Origin of the sequence: Mycolicibacterium wolinskyi str. Jessa 2025 (assembly GCF_049241375.1) — a bacterium.
Classification (GTDB): Bacteria; Actinomycetota; Actinomycetes; order Mycobacteriales; family Mycobacteriaceae; genus Mycobacterium; species Mycobacterium wolinskyi.
In genome coordinates this window covers 7,170,528-7,190,907 of the sequence record NZ_CP185960.1, presented here as the reverse complement: position 1 = coordinate 7,190,907, position 20,380 = coordinate 7,170,528, and the positions used below count along the sequence as shown (strand labels likewise).

Below are 20,380 nucleotides of genomic sequence, written 5' to 3'. Positions count from 1 at the left end.
GGCTTCGAAGGCATCGGCCCGCCGGGCTTCAACTGGTTCGTCAACCCGGCGTACCGCTAAGTGATCGCCGGCATCGGACGGGCAATCCAGCGCGCGGCGACCGTGGCCACGACGGTGGCCGCGACACCCGTCGTGCTGACAGTCGGAACCGGTATGCGCATGGCGTCCGGTTCCGTTGGATTGGCCACCCGGCTCACGTCACCCGACACGCTCCAGTCCGCGCTCACGGCCGCCACCGAATTCGTCGGCGGCAAGCCGGGGCGCCGCTACTGGCGCGGGGATGAGCGGTGCTGGATCGAGGTTCGCGGGCTGCAGTCAGAGCACGGAAGCGAGATCGGCGCTGCCGTGGCACGTGCGGTCCGCGCGCAACCCGGTATCCGCTCGGCGAAGCTCAACTATCCGCTGTCGCGCATCGTGGTCGAATTCGACGACTCCTCCGAAACGCCGGATGTGCGACAACTCAGCGAGATCGTCGCTGCCGCCGAAACGTACGGCTCCGACGAGTACGCGGCTTCGGCCGCCGAACTCCCCGGCGACGGCATCGCGTTGGCCGGAAAGGTGATTGCGGCCGCCGCGAACGGTGCGGGCGTCTGCGTGGCGACGGCCGGCCGGGCGTTGATGCTGCCGCGGCTGCCCGCCGGCCTGACCGCCGCCGTGACGCTCGTCGACTATCAGCCGCGGGTCCGGTCGCTGCTCGAATCCCGGCTGGGGCCACAAGCAGCCGACGCGACGCTCGCCATCGCCGCCGCGACGGTCTATGCCCTCACGCAGTCGCCTGCGGCGGTCGCCGTCGAATTCGTCCGCCACCTCTCACAGGTCGCAGAGGCCGTCGCGGCATCCAACGCCTGGCAAGTTCACGAACCGGCACTGGCCTCCGAGGCGGAGTGCGCTGACACGGTTCCGGCACCGCCTCGACCGCATCCGCTGCCCGCCGGTGCGGTCGAACGGCACGCCGAGAAGTGCGCGCGGGCGCAAGCGGTCGCGGCCGCATCTGCCGGCGTGCTCGCCCGCAACCTCAACACCGCGGCAACCGCGGCGGTGGTCACGGCGCCCAAGGCCGGCCGCAACGCCCGTGAGGCGTTCGCGAGCTCGCTCGGGCGCGGACTGGCCGAGCGGTTCGATGTGTTGCCGATCCGGCCGCGCGCGTTGCGGATGCTCGACCGCATCGACGCCGTTGTCGTCGATCCGCGGGTGCTCGTGACGGACGAACTGCGAGTCGGCCAATTCCGTGACGTCGCCGAACGCGACCGTGCCGCGGCCTGGCGGTGGGCACAGGACAAACTCGACGAGGGTGCGCTGTCGGCCGGCTGGCACACACCGGATTTGGGCGGGGCGGCACGCAATGGCCGGGCTCGCGGCAAGGTGCTCGTGCGTCACGCGCATGACCCGCTGGCCCAGAGTCTGCTCGGCGAGATCCGTCGGGCCGGCGCGCATGCCGTGTCGCTGGATCTCGACCAGCTCGGCGATCTGCGTTCGTCGTTCGACGATCTGTACCCGCCCGACGGCGGTATCGATGCCGCGCTCGCCGGAGCCGTCGACGCCCTGCAGCGCAACGACCGCACGGTGGCCGTGCTGTCGGTGGATTCGGCGCGTGCGCTTCGGGCCGCCGACCTCGGGGTCGGACTGCTCGGTCCGCACGGTGGAACACCATGGCACGCCGATCTTCTCGCGGGCGACCTGGAGGCCGTGTGGCGCATCCTGCACGCGTTGCCCGCGGCCCGCCGGGCCAGTGAACGTGGCGTCGAACTCGCGACGAGCGGCTCGTTGCTCGGTGCGCTCTTGATGATTCCGGGTGTTCGTGGCATGGGTCCCGGTCCGGTGACGGCCGGTGCTGCCGCCGGTCTGGCCACCGGGTTCATGCTTGCCCGCGGGGTGCTGCTCGATCCGGCTCCTGCACCGGCCCCGGTGGAGGACTGGCACGCCATGACACCCGATCAGGTGCAGCAGCATCTCGCCGTTTCGGAACCTGATCAACCGCAAGAGGTTTCACCGATCGGACCGGCAGTGGTACGGCGGATCGGCGGCTCTGCCCGCCAACAGGTGTCCGAGCTCGCGACCGCGCTGCGTGGTGAACTGTCGGATCCCTTGACCCCCGTGCTCGCGGTCGGCTCTGCCGCGAGCGCATTACTGGGCTCACCGGTCGACGCCGTTCTCGTCGGGTCGGTGCTGACCGGAAACGCCGTACTCGCTGCCACGCAACAGGTTCGGGCCGAGCGGCTGCTGCGACGGCTGCTGGCGGTTCAGGATCCGCCGGCGCGCCGGGTCGTCGGCGAGGGGTACCAGAACGTTCCGGCCGCGCGGTTACGGCCCGGTGATGTGATCGAAGTGCGTGCGGGTGAGGTGGTGCCTGCCGATGCGCGGATCATCTCGGCGGTCGACGTCGAAGCCGACGAGGCGGCGCTCACCGGTGAGTCGCTGCCGGTGGCCAAACAGGTCGACGCGACACCGGGTGCGGTTCTTGCCGAGCGGCACTGCATGATTCACGCCGCCACGACGCTCGTGACCGGCACCGCGGTGGCCGTGGTGACCGAGGTCGGCGCGCAGACCCAGGCCCGGCGCGCGGCCGACATCGGACGCCGCGAAGGTCAGGCGGTCGGGCTGCAATCCCAGCTTCGCGAGCTGACCAACCGTGCACTGCCCTACAGCCTCGCGGGCGGCGCGCTCGTCAGCGGCTTGGGCGTCCTGCGCAAGCTGCCGTTGCGCAGCGCGGTGGCCAGCGGCGTGGCAGTCGCTGTCGCGGCCGTGCCCGAAGGGCTGCCGCTCGTGGCCACGCTCGCCCAGCAGGCGTCGGCCCGGCGGTTGACCCGCGCCGGCGCGCTCGTGCGAAGTCCCCGATCAGTCGAGGCACTCGGCCGCGTCGACGTCGTGTGCTTCGACAAGACCGGCACCCTCAGCGAGAACCGGCTGCGGGTATCGGAGGTGCAACCGGCGGGCAAGTCGTCGCGCGAGCAGGTGCTCGACTGCGCGGCCCGTGCCACGCCGCCCAAGAACGGCGACCACCATGAGCATGCGACCGACGCCGCGGTCGCGGAAGCAGGCAGCTTCGACTTCGGCACGATCGACGGCGCTGTCGCGTACCTGCCGTTCCGGTCGGGCCGTAAGTTCTCGGCCTCCGTGATAGGCGAGGTGCTGTCGATCAAGGGTGCGCCCGAGGTCGTGCTGGCTGCGTGCGGTGCCGACGCCATGGCGGACAAGGTTGACGAGATGGCGCGCAGTGGACTGCGGGTCATCGCGGTCGCGCGGCGCGTGCTGACGGCGGCGCAGGCCGAGCGCGCCCGCGCGGAAACCGACGACTTCGCCGACTTGTGCCGCGACGAGCTCGAGCTCGTCGGGCTGTTGGGGCTGTCCGATACCCCGCGCTCGGAGTCGGCAGCGTTGCTGAAGTCGTTGCGGCACCAGGGTATCGGCGTGCGGCTCATCACGGGCGACCATCCGGTGACAGCCAAAGCCATCGCGGCAGAGCTGGGCATGCCGGTGACTGCCGATCAGGTCATGAGCGGCGAGGAATGGGTCGCGATGCCACGCCGCAGCCAGGAGCGTGCGGTCGCCGAAAAGCGCGTGTTCGCCCGGATGTCGCCCGAGCACAAGGTCCAGATCGTCCAGACACTGGAACGCACCGGCCAAGTGTGTGCGATGGTCGGCGACGGCGCCAACGACGCCGCGGCCATCAGAGCCGCCACCGTCGGCATCGGCGTCGCATCGCGCGGCAGCGATCCGGCGCGCAGCTCGGCCGATGTCCTACTGCTCGACGGACGGATCGGAGCGTTGGTCGACGCGCTCGACGAGGGTCGCCATCTGTGGCGGCGGGTCCAGGCCGCGGTGTCGGTCCTGCTCGGCGGGAACGCCGGTGAAGTGGTGTTCTCGATCATCGGCAGTGCGCTGACCGGGCGGTCACCGCTCAACACCCGCCAACTGCTGTTGGTGAACATGATGACGGACGCGCTTCCGGCCGCCGCTCTCGCCGTGAGTCCGGCGACCCGCTCGGTCGACGGTGCCGGGCATGGTCCGGATCAGGCCGCGCTGTGGCGTACCGTCGCGATCCGCGGTGCGACGACCGCGGGTGCGGCGACGGGCGCCTGGCTGCTGGCGGGCTTCACGTTGACGCCGCGTCGCGCGTCGACCGTCGCGCTCGTGGCGCTGGTCTCCACCCAGCTCGCACAGACGCTGATCGACTCCCACAGTCCGTTGGTGGTCACCACCGCGGCGGGCTCATTGCTCTTGTTGGGTGCGTTGATCAGCACACCGGGGGTCAGCCAATTGCTCGGTTGCACGCCGCTCGGCCCGGTCGGATGGACGAACGCGCTCGCGGCAGCAGGTGTGGCGACCGCCGCGGCCGCCGTGGCGCCGCGGTTGGTCACCAGATTTCAGTCGTCGATTTCGACGACGCCGCAACGCCACAACACCGCATACAGCTCCCGCAACGGGATGGCCAATGCGCGCGTCACGACGTCGGTCAATGGATCCGCACTCACGACTCACACGGTGCGAAGGTCAAGCGTCGAGAAATCGAAAACGACATGACGGAAAGGCAACGAATGGCCGAAGACTCACAGAAAGCAACCGGCCACCGCGCAGCGGTGCAGCGGGTGCGTGAGGCCCGGGGGTTCGCCGTGACGCTGCCCGTGGTGGGCAAGGTCAGCGTTCCGCGCCCGGAACAGCTCGCCTACTACGGCGCATTGGGTTTGCTGGCGGCAACGGAGATCATCGAATGGCCCGTCGCGCTGGTGCTCGGGGCCGGGCACCTACTCATGCAGAACGAACACAGCCGCATCGCACAAGAGGTGGGTGAGGCACTCGAAGATGCGTGAGGGCCGAGATCCCGTCGGCCGGGTCCGGGCGGGTTACCGTCGTGCCCGCCTACGCGCGACAATGTCGCGGAAATCGCCACACAGATCACGTGAGCCACTCTGGGCTCAGCGTTGCGACCGCACCAGCCACTCCAGCGTCGTCAGCATCACCGGTAACGAAAAATGGAGTGCCCGATTGTCAGCGACATTGTCGCTACAAGGCGGGCACAGCGACACCATGCCGGTCTGCCCGCGCCGTCAGCCGAGGAGCGTCTTACGCAACGCCTCGATCTCGTCGGCAGAGACCCCGGCGGCTTCGACGAACCCTGTGACCGACCCATAGGCGTCGTCGAGCTTGCTCCAGGCGGCCGCCAGGTAGTCCTCCCGCACGCCGAGCACTTCGTCGGTCAGCCGGGCCTCGGCGAACGTGACCACCTCGGGCGCATCGTCGGCACGTGCGCGCACCGAATCCATGATTCGCGTGCGCAGTGCGGGGATCGCGTCGTTGCTGCGGAGGAAATCGGCGATGACGCGGTCACGATCGATACCGACCGTCGCCAGCACGGTCGCGACCGTGAAGCCTGTGCGGTCCTTGCCGGCAAAGCAGTGCGCGATCACCGGCTTGCCGTCGGCCAGCAGGGTGATGACCTGGCGCACCGCGTTGTGGGCGCCCGGCAGCGTCGGGAACTCCTCGTACACCTCGGTCATGTAGCGCCGAGCCGCCTCGGTGACGTCCTCGTCGCCCGGGGACTCCGACATCACGCGCTGAAAGGTGCTCTCGTGCGGTGCGTCCTGGTTGGAGTCGTCGTCGGGGTGGAACGGCAGCAGATGGACCGCCACGCCGTCGGGCACCTGGCCCGGGCCGCGCCGGTTCACCTCCTGGTGCGACCGCAGATCGGCGACGTCGGTGATGCCGAGCCGGCGGAACACCGCACGGCCGTCATCGGAGAGCCGGCTGAGTTCACTGGAGCGGTAGAGCACCCCGGGCCGGATCCCGGTCTCGGCTGCGACGTCGCGGAAATTCCACACGCCGCCCAATTGCACTGAGGCCCCGTTGCTTTCGGTCACTATCCCGTTACCGCCGAAGCAAGAGGCGATTTCTCGCGGCCCAACTCGGCACGTGCGATCGTGCGCATGTGGACCTCGTCGGGCCCGTCGAACAGGCGCATGGCGCGGTGCCAGCTGTAGAGCCGGGCGAGCGGCGTGTCGTCGCTGACGCCTGCCGCGCCGTGCACCTGGATGGCGCGGTCGATGACGTTGCAGGCGACCTGCGGGGCCACCGACTTGATCTGCGATACGAGCACGTGCGCGGCTTTGTTGCCCTCCTGGTCGATGGTCCAGGCGGCCTTCTCGCACAGCAGGCGGGCCTGGTCGATCTCGTTGCGGGACTTGGCAATCGATTCCCGCACCACACCCTGCTCGGCAAGCGGTTTGCCGAACGCGACGCGCTTCTGCACGCGGTCGACCATCAACGCCAGCGCACGCTCGGCCGCACCCAGCGCGCGCATGCAGTGGTGGATGCGGCCCGGGCCCAGCCGCGCCTGCGCGATGGCGAATCCGCTGCCCTCCTCGTGCAGCAGGTTCTCGGCGGGAACCCGGACGTTGTCGAACACGATCTCGCAGTGGCCGTGCTGGTCCTGCCAGCCGAACACCGGCAGCGAGCGCTGAATATCCACACCGGGGGTATCCACGGGCACCAGGATCATCGACTGCTGTTGGTGTGAGGCGGCGTCGGGATTGGTGCGGCCCATGACGATCAGGAGCTTGCAACGCGGATCGGCGGCGCCGGTGATCCACCACTTGCGGCCGTTGATGACGTAGTCGGCACCGTCGCGGAGCATCGTCGTCTCGATGTTTCGCGCGTCCGAGGACGCGACGGCGGGCTCGGTCATCGCGAAGGCGCTGCGGATCTCACCGGCCAGCAGCGGCTCAAGCCACTGCTTGCGTTGGGCCTCGGTCGCGAACAGGTGCAGCGTCTCCATGTTGCCGGTGTCGGGTGCGGCGCAGTTGAGTACCTCGGGAGCGACCTCCAGGCTCCACCCCGAGATCTCGGCCAGCGGCGAGTACTCCAGGTTTGTCAGACCCGATTCCGATGGCAGGAACAGGTTCCACAGCCCCTGCTCGCGGGCTTTGGCCTTGAGCTCCTCGACGATCGGGGGGACCGTGTGGTCCTTGTGGCCTTTCTCCTCGCGATAGGCGTGGTAGGACGCCTCGGCCGGGAACACGTGTTCGGTCATGAAGTCGGTGAGCCGCTTGTGGTAATCAGCCGCTTTGGCCGACATCGCGAAGTCCATGCCCGTCACGATATGACACGCGTCAAAGGGGGTCAGCGCCGCAGGGTGAGCGCCAATATCCCGGCCAGCGCGGCCAGACCCATCACGGTGCCTGCGACCGCGGGCCAGCCCGCGGCATCGAACGCGAGGCCGCCGAACCAGCCCACGGCACTGGAGCCGCCGTAATAGAAGAGGTTGTACAGCGATGACGCCTGGGCCTTGCTGTTGCCTGCCGCCACGCCGACCCAACCAGAGGCGATCGCGTGGGCGCCGAAGAAACCGGCGGTCGCGACCACGAGTCCCACCAGCACGGCGACGATGTTGTTGCTCAGCGTGATCGCGACACCGGCGATCATCGTGATGATCGAGGCCACCATGACGGTCCGGCGCCCGAACCGGGTGGCCTCCGCGCCGGCCCGCGCGGACGCCCAGGTGCCGGCCAGATAGGCCAGGAACACCAGGCTCACCACGGTCTGTGGGAGGTGGAACGGCGCCGCCATGAGCCGGAAACCGAGGAAGTTGTAGATCGCGACGAAGCCGCCCATCAGCAGGAATGCCTGGCTGAACAGCACCAGTTGGCGGGGCGAGCGCAGGTTGACCAGCAATCGTCTGCCGAGGTCGCGTTGATTGCGCGTCGGGGTGAAGCCCTGTGCAGGCGGCGCGAGTTTGACGAACGCCAGCGCGGCCAGCCCGCACAGCACCGCCACGATCAGGACGCCGACGCGCCAGCCGGCGTATTCCGCCACGGGTCCGGTGACGAGCCGGCCCGCCAAACCGCCGATCGTCGTGCCTGCGACGTAGGTCCCCGCCGCGCGGGCGGCATGCCCGGCGTTGATCTCCTCGGTGAGGTAGGCGACCGCGACCGCCGGGACCCCGGCGAGCACGAGGCCCTCGAGGAACCGGCCGCACAACAGCAGCTGGTAGCTCGGCGAGAACGGTACGAGAAGCCCGAGAACCGTTGCCGCCGCGACGGATATCGTCATCACCTGCACGCGCCCGATGCGGTCGGCAAGTGCGGCCCACGGGATGACGCCGACGGCAAGACCGATGGTCGCCGCCGATACGGCCAGGGCGGTGTCGGCGGCTCCGGTGCCGAGGTCCCTGGCGATCAGCGGCAGCACGGCCTGCGGCGAGTACAGCTGGGCGAACGTCGCGACTCCGGCGCAGAACAGGGCGGCGAGCAGGCGCCGGTAGTCGCTGGAGCCGCGCGGATGCCCTTGCCAGACAACAGTGGTCGGTGGGGCAGTCACTGAAACGAGGCTAGGCAGTGCCTGTCAATGTGTCCAATGCATAGAGTTACTCAACATCATGCGTGCTGCGTATGACAAAGTCCGCGAACCGCTCGGCCGCAGGCGGCAGCGACCGGTCGGCAGACCAGGCCAGGCCGAGTTGACGTTTGGCCGAGGCCTGGGAAAGCGGCAGGTAGACGGCCCCGGGCTCGGCCCGCTCGGGGCGGGGCACCGGCACGACGGCAACCCCGAAGCCCGCTGCGACGAGACCCTCCATGGTGGGGATCTCCATGGCTTCGAACACCACGTCGGGGTCGATGTCGGCCTCGGCACACAGTTCGTCGGTGAGCTGGCGAAGCCCGAAGCCGGGTGCCAGCGCGACGAACGGTTCGTTGCCGGCATCGGCCAGCTTGACGCGATTCCGCGACGCCAGGCGGTGGCCGCGCGGTACCGCGAGGCACAGTCGTTCCATGTACAGACCGCGCCAGCGATAACCCTCGGGGCGCGGTGAGGTGATCGCCAGATCGGCCTGGCCGCCGGCCAGTCGCTCGACGATCTCGTGCGCGGCACCCTGAACCAGTCCGAACTGCACCCGTGGCGCCTCCGCACGGAACCTTCGCAGCAGATCCGGGACGAACCAACTGGCTTGCGAATGAAGGAACGCCAACCGCACGGTGCCGCTGTCCGGGTCGCGTAATGCGGCGATTCGCTCGGTGGCCGAACGCATTTCGGCGATCGAACGCCGGGCATGCTCCAGCAGGATCTCGCCATATCCGTTGAGCCGCAGCCGCCGGTTCACCCGGTCGAACAGCGGGACGCCCACCTGCTCCTCGATACGTGCCAGGGCCCGCGACAAGGTCGGCTGGCTGATGCCGAGTTCGGTCGCGGCGTCGGTGACGTGCTCGGTTTCGGCGAGAACGACGAACCAGCTCAGCTCGTCTGTGTGCATGGTGGTGACTTTCCCTGCCGGGCAGGCACAAACTTGCGCTTTCGCCCGGCGTGTCGAGGGAGTTTGTGACAGCTCACCAATCGGGGAAACCCGTACGCATTGCTGTGCGATGCTGTGCCGCATGGCCGAGAAGGTGCAGGTCGTGGTGGGCGACGACCACCCGATGTTCCGTGAGGGCGTGGTCCGCGCCCTGACCTCGAGCGGCGAGATCGAGGTGGTGGCCGAGGCCGACAACGGCGCCGACGCACTGGAACTCATCAAGACTCATCGGCCGCAGGTGGCTCTGCTGGATTATCGGATGCCGCAACTGGACGGTGCGCAGGTTGCGGCTGCCGTGACGCGTGCCGAGCTGCCCACCCGGGTTCTGCTGGTGTCGGCACACGACGAGTCGGCGATCGTCTACACCGCACTGCAGCAGGGGGCGGCCGGGTTCCTGTCGAAGGAGTCCACGCGCAGTGAGCTCGTCAACGCGGTGCTGTCGTGCGCGAAGGGCCGTGACGTCATCGACCCGAACCTGGCCGCCGGCCTGGCCGGTGAGATCCGTCGCCGCAACGAACCCGACGCTCCGGCGCTCAGCCCGCGGGAACGGGAGGTACTCGATCTGATCGCCAAAGGCCGCAGCATCCCGGCGATGGCCAAGGAGCTGTACCTGGCACCGTCGACGGTGAAAACCCACGTGCAACGGCTGTACGAGAAACTGGGCGTCAGCGATCGCGGTGCGGCGGTCGCCGAGGCCATGCGCCGCCGGCTCCTGGACTGACATGGCGTCTGGCGTCGAATTCTTTGCCGCGCAACCAGTCCGGGTCTCTGCGGTACTGCGGTTGCCGCTGATCGGCTTGATCATGGTGCTGGTCTCGGTGTGGGAGGTCGACCACTGGCTGCCGGTCCTCTACGCGGTCATCTTGGGTCTCTATGCGGCCGCCGCGGTGCTGTGGTTGGTGGTGGTGTTGCGCGGGCCGATGCCGCCATGGGCCGAGTGGGCGTCCACCGGGGTCGACGTCCTGGTTCTGGTGGCACTGTGCGCGGTGTCCGGGGGCGCGACGGCCGCACTGCTGCCGGTGTTCTTTCTCCTGCCGATCTCGGTTGCGTTCCAGGATCGGCCAATCTTGACCGCGATCCTGGGAACCACCACTGCGGCGGCATATCTGGCGGTGTGGATCTTCTACTCGAAACGTGACGACAACGTCGGCCTGCCGAATGTGGTGTACATGCAGGTCGGTTTCCTGGTGTGGCTCGCGGTGGCCACCACCGCGTTGTCGCTTGTGCTGGCCCGCCGTTCGGCACGGGTGCGCGCACTGCTCGACGTGCGTCGCCGGCTGGTGTCTGAGTCGACGCGAGCCGACGATCTCCGCAACGCCGAACTCGCCGAGCATCTGCACGACGGGCCGTTGCAGACCCTGCTTGCGGCGCGGCTCGAACTCGATGAGGTACGCGAACGGAACCCGGATCCGGCGCTGGACATGGTGCACGCGGCACTGCAGGAGACGGCGAGCGGGCTACGGTCCACCGTGACCGCACTGCACCCCCAGGTGCTCGCGCAACTCGGTCTCACGCCTGCGGTGCGGGAGTTGTTGCGGCAGTACGAGAACCGCGGCGATCTCACCGTGCGTGCCGACCTCGATGAAGTCGGGCATCCGGACGGCCAGGCGCTGCTCTACCGCGCGGCGCGCGAACTGCTGGCCAACGTGAACAAGCACGCTCGCGCGAGCACGGTTTCGGTCGGCCTGCGCCGGACCGGCGACAGAACGGTGTTGACCGTGACCGATGACGGCGCCGGATTCGATCCGAACACGGTGGCCCAGGCGGTCGCGGACGGGCACATCGGCCTGGCCTCGCTGCAGGTCCGCGTCGAGGCGATGGGCGGGACCATGACCATCAGCTCAGAGACCGGGTATGGGACGCAGGTGACGGTGACGCTGTAGTCGTCACTTGACGCACGGCACCCCGGATACGGTCATCTGACTGAGGTCGGTGGGTGCCGGGGTGTACGTGCCGCTGGCCGTGGCGGCGACAGTGGTGACCGGTGTGCTGGGGGTCGTGCTGGATTCGGTTGTGCTCGTGGAATCGGCGGTCTCGTCGGCAAGGCTCATGTTGAGATAGTCGTCGCCGGGAAAATCGGTGCCGATCGTCAGCTGCACCGTGTCGGCCAGAATCTCTTGCGACGGCGTGGCCGTCACGTCGAGTTCGGTGGCCAGCGCTTGGGCCGCGGCCTCGGCGCCCGGTCCGTAGGCGATCGTGGTGGTGGCGGCCAGCGCCTCGGCGTCACCGATCTGGCCTTGCGTGAAACCGCTTGCGCCGAAGATTGTTTCGAGTTTCGCCGCCAACCCGATATAGGTGGAGGCGTTGACGACGTCGAGGATCGCGCCGTGGCCGTCGAGGGCCGGACTGGTCGGGGTGGACGACGCGGATGACGCGGCGGGGTCCGTCTCGGACACCAGGTCGTGCACGATCTTTCGCACGGTCGGGACGTCGATGATGTTGATGTCCTCGCCGTACTCGTTCTGGGTGAACTCCACGATCGGCAGGGTGTAGAGCGTCGGCGGCTCCTCGGTCAGGTCCGAGGCCCGCTTGGCGAAGCTGGCGAGGTCGAAGTCGGCGTCCAGCGCCACGTTCTGCTTGGTGACGTCCAAGAGGTCACGCAGCGTCGTCGGGCTGCTCAGCGCGCCGTTCTTGCTGAGCGCCGATACCAGTGCGGCGATGAAGGCCTGCTGCCGGCGGGTGCGGTCCAGGTCGGTGAAGCTCGCGTCGTTCACGTCGCGGCGCTGCCGCACGAACGCCATGGCCTGTGCGGCGTCGATCTGCTGCTCGCCTTTGTGAAAGTTCGCTCCTGAGTAGGGATCTGACGTGTCCTCGTTGAGACACACGGTGATCGGCGCGACCGCCTTGGCGATCTCGAAGAACGCGCCGAGGGTGATCTCGACGAAGTGGTCGATCGGAATCTCGAGAAGGTTCCGCACCGTGGCGATCTGGGCCTTCCGTCCGGCCTCTCGGGCTTCCTGCTCGCTCGGTTGAGGTACGTCTTCCGAGGAATCCGACGAATTCATCGCGGCGTCGTACGCATAGCCGTAGGCCTGCTTGACCTTGCCCTCACAGATGTCGTTCGGGCAGCCGGCCAGGTCGACGTAGTCGTCGCGCGGAATGGAGAACGCGGTCGCGGGGCTGCCGTCACCGGGTAGGTGAACCACGATCAGCACGTCGGCCGTGTAGTCACCCGCTGACTCGTCGCCGGCATGCATCGCGTCGTAGATGTCCTGCGGCAGCGGGTTGCCGTACTGATCGAGCCTGCTGTCGATCCCCATGATCAGGATGTTCTCGGTGTCCCCGGTCGAGCCGGGGTCACCGTCGAGCGCATTGGAGGTCGTGATGCCGTCCAGCGCGCCGCGGTAGGTCATCCAGCCCGTACCGGTGACGACCAGCGCAACGACCGCGGCCAGGCCGGCCGCGGCTCGCGATGCGGTTCGCACGCGCGGGCGCCGCCCGCGACGCCAGCGGTGTTTCCGCGCATGGGCTGGTGAATTCATGTCACCTGCCATTATGGGGTCGATCGCGCGAAATTGACCGGTCAGGAAATTGCGGCCCGCTCATGCACCCCCGGCGTCGGGACGCAGCCCGATCGTTACGAACCCAGACCGCGCGAGATGACGAGCCGCTGAATCTGGTTGGTGCCCTCGAAGATCTGGGTGATCTTGGCTTCGCGCATGTAGCGCTCGACGCGGAAGTCGCGGGTGTAGCCGACCCCGCCGAGTACCTGCACCGCATCGGTGGTGACCTTCATGGCGGCGTCGGTCGCCACGAGTTTGGCAACGCTGGCCTGTGTCGAGTACGGCAGGCCTTGATCGCGTCTGCGCGCGGCGTCCACAAACGTGGCGCGGGCGCTCACGACCGCGGCGGCCATGTCGGCCAACAGGAAACCGAGGCCTTGATGATCGATGATCTTGCGGCCGAACGTCGTTCGCTCGTTGGCGTAGCGGACGGCCTCGTCGAGGGCGGCCTGGGCGATGCCGACAGCGACCGCGGCGATGCCGAGACGGCCGGAATCCAACGCGGAGAACGCGATTGACAAGCCCTGGCCCTCGGCGCCGATCAACCGGTCGGCGTCGATGACGGCGTTGTCGTAGAACGCGGACGTGGTCGGTACGGCGTGCAGGCCCATCTTCTCTTCGGGCTTACCGAAGCTCAGGCCGTCGAGGGTCCCGGGCACGAGGAAGCAGGAGATGCCCTTCGAGCCCTCACCGGTCCGCGCGAACAGGGTGTAGAAGTCCGCGCGCCCGCCGTGGGTGATCCAGGATTTCGACCCGTTGATCACGTAGCCGTCGTCGCTGCGTTTGGCGGCACACCGCAGCGCCGCGGCGTCGGAGCCGGCTTGCGGTTCGGACAGGCTGTATGCCCCGATCTGCGCACCGGACAGCATGCCGGGCAGCCAGCGCGCCTTCTGCTCGTCGGTGCCGAACGTCAACAGCGGATGCGACGAGAGGCTGTGCACGCTCACCGCGACCGCGACGGCCGCCCACCGAGCGGCGATCTCCTCGAGGACCTGTAGGTACACCTCATAGGGCTGCCCGCCGCCGCCCCACTGCTCGGGCTGCGGCAGGCTCAGCAGCCCGGCCGCGCCGAGCTGGGCGAACACACCCTCGGGATAGGTCTCGGCCTTCTCGTGCTGGTCGACGATCGGGTCCAGCACCTTGTCGGCGATGTCGCGGGTCAGTGCGATGAGTTCGTGCGCTTCGTCAGAGGGCAGTAGGCGGTCCACCGGCATAGTTGGACATCCTAGTTTCTCTCCGCGGGACTGGACCTAGCGACGGCGAGTTGTTCGGGTCACGGCACTGTGACGAGCGTGCAGCCTTTTGCGGAAATCTCGCGAAATCGCCACCGTTGCTTGCACGCTCGTCACAGTGCGCGCCGAGTGACTTGTGCCAGGTACCTGCAGAGGACTACGCGTGCACGGCGGACAGCGCGTTGTTGATCGCGTCGACGCGGTCCTTGGCGTCGCCGAACAGCATCTGGGTGTTCTCGCGGAAGAACAGCGGGTTCTGCACGCCGGCGTAGCCCGAGGCCATGGACCGTTTGAACACGATGACGTTGGCGGCGTTCCACACCGTGAGCACCGGCATCCCGGCGATCGGGCTGCCGGGATCTTCGGCGGCAGCCGGGTTGACGGTGTCGTTGGCGCCGATGACGAGGACGACGTCGGTGTCGGCGAAGTCGTCGTTGATCTCGTCCATTTCGAGCACGATGTCGTAGGGCACCTTGGCCTCGGCCAGCAGAACGTTCATGTGGCCGGGCAGGCGGCCCGCGACGGGGTGGATGCCGAAGCGGACATTGACGCCGCGATCGCGCAGCTTGCGGGTCAGCTCGGCGACGCCGTACTGCGCCTGGGCCACGGCCATGCCGTAGCCGGGCGTGATGACGACCGAGCTGGCCGAGCTCAGCAGCTCGGCGGCGCCCTCGGCGGTGATCTCGCGGTGCTCGCCGTAGTCCTTGTCGTCGGCGGGCCCGGCCTCGATGCCGAAGCCGCCCGCGATCACGGAGATGAACGAGCGGTTCATCGCCTTGCACATGATGTAGGACAGGTAGGCACCCGAGGAGCCGACGAGCGCGCCGGTGATGATCAGCAGGTCGTTGCCCAGCAGGAAGCCCGATGCCGCCGCGGCCCAACCCGAGTAGCTGTTGAGCATCGACACCACCACGGGCATGTCCCCGCCGCCGATCGAGGCGACGAGATGCCAGCCCAGTAGCAGGGCCAGCACGGTCACGACCACGAGCAGCCACAGCTGCGGGTCGATCACGAACCACACGGTGAGCACGAAGAAGGCCACGAGTGCCCCGACGTTGAGGATGTTCTTGCCGGGCAGCATGAGCGGTGCGGACTTGATGCGGGCCGAGAGCTTCAGGTTGGCGACGATCGAGCCGGTGAACGTGACGGCGCCGATGAAGACACCGACGAACACCTCGGCCGAGTGGATGCCGATCATGCCCTCGCCGGCCAGGTGGGCGGCCTCGGCGCCGGCGGGATCACCCTCGACGTGCAGGTAGCCGTTCCAGCCGACGAGCACTGCGGCCAGGCCGACGAAGCTGTGCAGCAGCGCGATCAGCTCGGGCATGCCGGTCATCTCGACGACCTTGGCGCGCCACAGGCCGATCGCGGCGCCGACGATCATGGCGACGATCAGCAGCGCCAGGCCCAGCGGCTCGATCTTGCGCTCCAGCGCCAGGGCGACCGTCGCGACCAGTGCGACCGCCATGCCGGCGATGCCGAATGTGTTGCCTGCCCTGGATGTTTCGTGCTTGGAGAGGCCGGCCAGCGCGAGAATGAACAGCAGGGCCGCGACGACGTAGGCGGCCGTCGCGATGTTTTCTAGGGTGAACACGTTCTTAGCTCCTCGAAGAACATGGCGAGCATGCGTCGCGTCACCGCGAATCCGCCGAAGACGTTGATGGAGGCCAGCAGGATCGCCACGAAGGCCAGTGAGGTGATAGCGATGTCGCCGTGGCCGATCTGCAGCAGCGCACCCACGACGATGATTCCCGAGATCGCGTTGGTCACCGACATCAACGGGGTGTGCAGCGCATGGTGCACATTGCCGATGACGTAGTAGCCGATCACGATCGCCAGCGCGAACACCGTCAGGTGCACCTGCAGCGCGGCAGGCGAGATCGCGATGAGCGCGAAGATCGCGGCCGCGACCGCGAAGGTGATGCCGAGGCGGCGCCCGGTCGACATCGGCGGCTTCTCTTCTTTGACGGCCGGCGCGGCGGCAGCCGGCTGAGCGGCCGGTGCGGCCGAGACCTGGACGGGTGGTGGCGGCCAGGTGGTCTGGCCGTCGCGCACGACGGTCACCGACCGTTGCACCACGTCGTCGAAATCGAGCGTGAGCTGCCCGTCCTTCTCCGGCGTCAGCAGCTTGAGCAGGTTCACCAGGTTGGTGCCGTACAGCTGCGACGCTTGTGCGGGCAGGCGGCCGGCCAGGTCGGTGTAGCCGATGATCGTCACGCCGTTGTCGGTGACGATGGCCTGGTCCTTGACGGTGCCCTCGACGTTGCCGCCGTTGGCCGCGGCCATGTCGACGATCACGCTGCCCGGCTTCATCGACGCGACCATCTCGGCGGTGATGATCCGGGGCGCGGGCTTACCGGGGATCAGCGCGGTGGTGATGATGATGTCGACGTCCTTGGCGAGCTCGGCATACAACTGCGCCTCGCGAGCCTTGTAGTCCTCGCCCATCTCCTTGGCGTAGCCGGTGGCCGACACCTCGGCTGCCGCCGGGTCGACCGACACGTACTCCCCGCCCAGCGAGGCGACCTGGTCGGCGACCTCGGGACGCGGGTCGGTGGCCTTCACGATCGCGCCCAGGCTGCCCGCGGCGCCGATCGCCGCGAGCCCGGCCACGCCGGCGCCGACGACGAGCACTTTGGCCGGCGGAACCTTGCCCGCCGCGGTCACCTGGCCGGTGAAGAAGCGGCCGAACGTGTGGGCGGCCTCGACCACGGCGCGGTAGCCGGCGATGTTGGCCATCGACGACAAGACGTCCAACGACTGCGCCCGGGAGATACGCGGCACCGCGTCCATGGCCAGCACCGTGATCGGGCGCGTCGACAGCTTCTCGACCAGTTCGGGCTTGAGCGCGGGCGAGATCAGGCCGACGAGCGTCGCACCGTCGCGCAGACTCTTGATCTCACTGTCGTCGGGCGCATTCACCTTCAGCACGACATCGGAGGCCCAGGTCTGATCGGACGTGCCGATGTCGGCGCCGGCGTCGACGTAGGCGCCGTCGGCGAAACTGGAGGCTGCCCCTGCGCCGGATTCGACGACGACCGTGTAGCCGAGCTTGATGAGTTGGCCGACGGTCTGTGGGGTGGCGGCGACGCGTGTCTCACCAGGCAGAGACTCGCGGGGTATCCCGATGATCATCGATTTTCGGTCCGATCTAGTTGGTTGGGCATTGAAGAGTCTTGCATCTGGTTCGCGATATTGCGCGTGCCCCCTAGGGCGGTAAGCGACGCGCTTACCAACTGAATCGCTACAGCCAGTCGCGCCGTTTGAACATGACGTACAGCAGGATGACCAGTACGACGATCAACGCTGAACTGGCGATGAAGCCCGCCACGGTGTTGATTCCGGGATAGGTGACGTTCTGGCCGTAGAAACCGGTGATGGCCGTTGGCACCGCGATGATCGCGGCCCAGCCGGTGAGCTTTTTCATCACGGTGTTCAACCGGGCATCCTGCAGCGACAGGTTGGTCTCGAACACCGTCGTGACCATGTCGCGCAGGGATTCGGTCCACTCGGACGCGCGCAGCACGTGGTCGTACAGATCGGCATAAAGCGGGTCGAGTTCGGGCGACATCTTGGCGTCCAGCCGCCGGTGCTGGATGGTGCTGACCACCTCGCGCATCGGCAGCACCACCCGGCGCAGCTCGACGAGGTCCTTGCGCAACCGGAACGTGCGCCGCTGCAGCCCGTGCTTGGGACCGCCGTCGGCGAACAGTTCGTCCTCGAGCGATTCGATCGCGTCGTCGAGGGCCTGGACGGCTTCGAAATGCCCGTCCACGACGACATCGAGCAGGCCGTGCAGGAGCGCGCCGACGCCGTAGCGCTGCCCTCCGAGCTCGTCGAACCGCCGTGACACCTCACCGATGTCGAACTCGGTGGCCGAAGCCTCGACGCTCGGTAGCCGGACGGTGATGAGCCCGCGCGGTAGCACGAAGGCCGAGATGCGGTGTTTGACGAGAGCCGACACCGCGTCGCCGTTCGGTACGCGCGTCTCGACGGCGTACACCGTGAAGAACGTATGTGTGTGGTACACAGACGCTTTCGTGCGCTCGTTCGGGGCGATGGCATCCTCGACGGCCCAGACATTGAGTCCGAGCTCGTCGGCCAGACCGCGCAGCGTGTCGTGGTCAGGGTCGTAGATGTCGGCCCACAGCAGGGTGTCGTCGTCGGCGAGGCAGTCCGAGATCGCCGAGAAGCTGAAGTGTTCGTCGTCGGGTTCACCGGCTCGCCAGATCCGGCCCTGCACCTGCGTCATCCGACCGTCACCATGGGCAGAAGGTAGGTGCGGACATAGTCGCGGGTGTCCTCGATCGTCGCGAGCTTGATCCTCGTGTGCGGTGTGACGATGAACGACAACGTGAGCCGCGTGTGCAACTCGGCGACGGTGCGGATGTGACGCTCCTGTTCGGGCGTCGTCTCGGCCGTCCCGTAGAGGTCGGTGCGCAGCTGCGCGGCCGAATAGTCGGTCGCGAAGTCGATGATCGCGCCTGCGTCGATGGTCAGGCTCGGCAGGATGGTCTCGGGTTCGGTGCGCAGTAGTTTCTTGAGCAGCGCGTGCTCGCGCAGGAACGTCACCGTGAACACCGTGCCGTAGACCAGGCGGTCCTCCAGAGTTTCGGCGTGCGCGCGGGCCTGTGCGCTGCCGTCGAGGTAGCGCCGCGCTTCCGACAGCACGAGCGCGTCGATCAGGGCGTCTTTGGTGGGGAAGCGCCGGTAGAGCGTTGCCCGGCCGACGCCGCTGCGCTTGGCGACGTCCTCCATCGTGGTGCGCCGGATACCGACGAGTTCGGCCTGTTCGAGCGTCGCGCTCAAGATGCGGGTGCTGATCGCGTCGGGCTCACGTACGCGCGCCAGGACGTCGGGGTCGGGTTCGGCGAGCCGCCGCACGAAGTCCGCTGTTCGTGTCGATGTCACCGAACTCCTCCTTGCCTGCCCGTGCCGTCCGCCGTAGCCTAACCATCGAAACAAGCGAGACGATGATCGTCTAACTGTCTCACACGTCTCACACGTCTCATCGTAATGAGCGTCGCGACAAGGGGAGGTCTCATGGACATCGGATTGTGGGCACGGTGGCTGGCGTTGCACGCCGTACCGAAGTCCTTCATGACCGTCCAGGCGTGGCGGGGAAACCCCATGGCCCGGCTGATCGTCAATCACGGCCGGGGCAATGACCCCTATCCGGTGATGGAAGACGTCAGGTCGCGGGGCCGGCTGATCCGCACACCCTTCGTCTGGGTCACCGCTGACCACGCACTGTGCCGGGAGATCCTGCGCGACAAGCGGTTCGGCGTGACGCCGCCGACCGGTATGGAGATGCCGCGCGCACTGCGGATGCTGCTGGACCGTACCGACCCGGGTGTCGCCAACCCGGTCGAGCCGCCCGCGATGGTCATCGTCGATCCGCCCGACCACACCCGTTACCGGCAATTGGTGGCGCAGAGTTTCACCCCACGTGCGATCGAGACACTCGACACCCGGGTGGCCGCGGTGACGTCCCAACTGATCGACCAACTCGCCGCGAACCCGCGGCCCGATCTGATCGCCGACTACGCCGCGGCGCTTCCCGTCGCGATGATCGCCGAAATCCTCGGCCTGCCCACCGAAACCCATGCCCGGCTGCTGGAGTGGGGACACCACGGTGCACCGTTGCTGGACATCGGAATCCGGTGGAGCACTTATCGCCGGGCCATAGCCGGGCTTCGCGGGATCGACACCTACCTGAACGAGCACTTCCGTCAGGTGCGCGCCGGCGCCCCCAGCGACAACCCGTTCAGCCGGATGGCGGCGGACCACACGCTCACCGACCGCGAACTCACCGCGAACGCCGCACTGCTCATCGGGGCCGGCTTCGAAACCACGGTCAACCTCATCGGCAACGGCATCGTCCTGTTGTTGCGCCATCCCGACCAGCTCGTGCTCTTGCGCGACAACCCCGAACTGTGGCCCGCGGCCGTCGACGAGATCCTGCGCATCGACAGTCCCGTGCAGATGACGGCCCGCACCGCGCAGTCCGACATCGAAATCGGCGGGCAGCGGCTGAGGGCCGGCGACATGGTCGCCGTCCTGCTCGGCGGTGCCAATCGCGACCCCGCGGTGTTCGACGATCCGGCACGCTTCGACGTCACGCGCCCCAACGTCCGCGACCACCTGGCCTTCGCGTCCGGAATCCATGCCTGTCTCGGAGCCGCCTTGGCCCGCATCGAAGGGACGACCGCGCTGCGTGTGCTATTCGAGGCCTATCCGGACCTGCATCTCACCGAGACGCCCGAACGGCGCGGCCTCGTGAACCTGCACGGATACCTCCGGCTGCCCGCCCATCTGGGCACTGCCCGCGTCGAGGCCGCCGAACTGTTTCGCTGAGCTAGGTACGC

The 20,380-nt window shown here is 67.9% G+C and carries 15 protein-coding genes; 5 read left to right on the top strand and 10 right to left on the bottom strand.

Going from position 1 to position 20,380, the window contains the following annotated elements; translation table 11 throughout:
- Nucleotides 1-60: 60 nt before the first annotated feature.
- A complete protein-coding gene (locus ACOI2T_RS35485; protein ID WP_421875425.1) occupies nt 61-4,521 on the top strand; it encodes a cation-translocating P-type ATPase in 4,461 nt (1,486 codons plus the stop codon).
- Nucleotides 4,522-4,535: 14 nt separating this feature from the next.
- Entirely contained in the window at nt 4,536-4,808 is a 273-nt protein-coding gene (locus tag ACOI2T_RS35480) for a hypothetical protein (RefSeq protein ID WP_085150064.1), read from the top strand.
- A gap of 237 nt (nt 4,809-5,045) precedes the next feature.
- Here the strand turns inward: ACOI2T_RS35480 and ACOI2T_RS35475 are convergent, their stop codons facing one another.
- From ACOI2T_RS35475 to ACOI2T_RS35460, 4 genes are read right to left on the bottom strand one after another with little or no spacing between them, the layout of a single operon-like run.
- Entirely contained in the window at nt 5,046-5,855 is an 810-nt protein-coding gene (locus ACOI2T_RS35475) for a tyrosine-protein phosphatase (protein ID WP_409502947.1), read from the bottom strand.
- Nucleotides 5,855-7,081, bottom strand: coding sequence for an acyl-CoA dehydrogenase family protein (locus ACOI2T_RS35470; RefSeq protein ID WP_409502946.1), 1,227 nt, complete (start codon nt 7,079-7,081; stop codon nt 5,855-5,857). The genes ACOI2T_RS35475 and ACOI2T_RS35470 overlap by 1 nt, the downstream gene beginning before the upstream one ends.
- Before the next feature lie 32 nt (nt 7,082-7,113).
- Complete coding sequence (locus tag ACOI2T_RS35465) at nt 7,114-8,310, bottom strand: MFS transporter (protein ID WP_409502945.1); 1,197 nt, start codon at nt 8,308-8,310, stop codon at nt 7,114-7,116.
- Nucleotides 8,311-8,356: 46 nt separating this feature from the next.
- Nucleotides 8,357-9,238: a LysR family transcriptional regulator gene (locus tag ACOI2T_RS35460; protein WP_409502944.1), complete on the bottom strand. Its 882-nt coding sequence runs from the start codon at nt 9,236-9,238 to the stop codon at nt 8,357-8,359.
- Nucleotides 9,239-9,359: 121 nt separating this feature from the next.
- On the opposite strand from ACOI2T_RS35460, the gene ACOI2T_RS35455 reads away from it, so the two are divergent.
- Both ACOI2T_RS35455 and ACOI2T_RS35450 read left to right on the top strand, forming a co-directional pair.
- Nucleotides 9,360-9,998 carry a response regulator gene (locus ACOI2T_RS35455; RefSeq protein ID WP_409502943.1) on the top strand — a complete coding sequence of 213 codons (639 nt, stop codon included), beginning with the start codon at nt 9,360-9,362 and terminating at the stop codon, nt 9,996-9,998.
- A gap of 1 nt (nt 9,999) precedes the next feature.
- Nucleotides 10,000-11,160, top strand: a complete 1,161-nt coding sequence (locus ACOI2T_RS35450; protein WP_409502942.1) for a sensor histidine kinase — start codon at nt 10,000-10,002, stop codon at nt 11,158-11,160.
- Between the two features lie 3 nt (nt 11,161-11,163).
- Here ACOI2T_RS35450 and ACOI2T_RS35445 read toward each other — a convergent pair whose 3' ends face one another.
- The 6 genes from ACOI2T_RS35445 to ACOI2T_RS35420 form a co-directional block, all read right to left on the bottom strand.
- Nucleotides 11,164-12,759 carry an LCP family protein gene (locus ACOI2T_RS35445; RefSeq protein WP_409502941.1) on the bottom strand — a complete coding sequence of 532 codons (1,596 nt, stop codon included), beginning with the start codon at nt 12,757-12,759 and terminating at the stop codon, nt 11,164-11,166.
- A gap of 95 nt (nt 12,760-12,854) precedes the next feature.
- A complete protein-coding gene (locus tag ACOI2T_RS35440; protein WP_409502940.1) occupies nt 12,855-13,994 on the bottom strand; it encodes an acyl-CoA dehydrogenase family protein in 1,140 nt (379 codons plus the stop codon).
- Nucleotides 13,995-14,169: 175 nt separating this feature from the next.
- A complete protein-coding gene (gene pntB, locus ACOI2T_RS35435; RefSeq protein ID WP_067849703.1) occupies nt 14,170-15,606 on the bottom strand; it encodes a Re/Si-specific NAD(P)(+) transhydrogenase subunit beta in 1,437 nt (478 codons plus the stop codon).
- Nucleotides 15,594-17,147 carry a Re/Si-specific NAD(P)(+) transhydrogenase subunit alpha gene (locus tag ACOI2T_RS35430; RefSeq protein ID WP_421875417.1) on the bottom strand — a complete coding sequence of 518 codons (1,554 nt, stop codon included), beginning with the start codon at nt 17,145-17,147 and terminating at the stop codon, nt 15,594-15,596. Before ACOI2T_RS35430 ends, pntB begins: the two co-directional genes overlap by 13 nt.
- 109 nt (nt 17,148-17,256) lie before the next feature.
- The gene (locus ACOI2T_RS35425) at nt 17,257-18,264 is read right to left on the bottom strand and encodes a magnesium transporter CorA family protein (RefSeq protein WP_409502939.1); all 1,008 of its coding nucleotides are present in this window, start codon (nt 18,262-18,264) and stop codon (nt 17,257-17,259) included.
- The gene (locus ACOI2T_RS35420; RefSeq protein WP_067849697.1) at nt 18,261-18,923 is read right to left on the bottom strand and encodes a TetR/AcrR family transcriptional regulator; all 663 of its coding nucleotides are present in this window, start codon (nt 18,921-18,923) and stop codon (nt 18,261-18,263) included. Before ACOI2T_RS35420 ends, ACOI2T_RS35425 begins: the two co-directional genes overlap by 4 nt.
- A gap of 132 nt (nt 18,924-19,055) precedes the next feature.
- Here ACOI2T_RS35420 and ACOI2T_RS35415 point away from each other — a divergent pair, with 132 nt between their 5' ends.
- On the top strand, nt 19,056-20,369 hold the full coding sequence (locus tag ACOI2T_RS35415; protein WP_409502938.1) for a cytochrome P450: 1,314 nt from the start codon (nt 19,056-19,058) through the stop codon (nt 20,367-20,369).
- Nucleotides 20,370-20,380 lie beyond the last annotated feature (11 nt).

Excerpts from the sequence above, each read along its gene's own strand:
- ACOI2T_RS35470 (WP_409502946.1), bottom strand. The coding sequence starts at position 7,081 with ATGGACTTCGCGATGTCGGCCAAAGCGGCTGATTACCACAAGCGGCTC.
- ACOI2T_RS35460 (WP_409502944.1), bottom strand. The coding sequence starts at position 9,238 with ATGCACACAGACGAGCTGAGCTGGTTCGTCGTTCTCGCCGAAACCGAG.
- ACOI2T_RS35425 (WP_409502939.1), bottom strand. The coding sequence starts at position 18,264 with ATGACGCAGGTGCAGGGCCGGATCTGGCGAGCCGGTGAACCCGACGAC.
- ACOI2T_RS35430 (WP_421875417.1), bottom strand. The coding sequence starts at position 17,147 with ATGATCATCGGGATACCCCGCGAGTCTCTGCCTGGTGAGACACGCGTC.
- ACOI2T_RS35450 (WP_409502942.1), top strand. The coding sequence starts at position 10,000 with ATGGCGTCTGGCGTCGAATTCTTTGCCGCGCAACCAGTCCGGGTCTCT.
- ACOI2T_RS35455 (WP_409502943.1), top strand. The coding sequence starts at position 9,360 with ATGGCCGAGAAGGTGCAGGTCGTGGTGGGCGACGACCACCCGATGTTC.
- ACOI2T_RS35440 (WP_409502940.1), bottom strand. The coding sequence starts at position 13,994 with ATGCCGGTGGACCGCCTACTGCCCTCTGACGAAGCGCACGAACTCATC.
- ACOI2T_RS35480 (WP_085150064.1), top strand. The coding sequence starts at position 4,536 with ATGGCCGAAGACTCACAGAAAGCAACCGGCCACCGCGCAGCGGTGCAG.
- ACOI2T_RS35415 (WP_409502938.1), top strand. The coding sequence starts at position 19,056 with ATGGACATCGGATTGTGGGCACGGTGGCTGGCGTTGCACGCCGTACCG.
- ACOI2T_RS35445 (WP_409502941.1), bottom strand. The coding sequence starts at position 12,759 with ATGAATTCACCAGCCCATGCGCGGAAACACCGCTGGCGTCGCGGGCGG.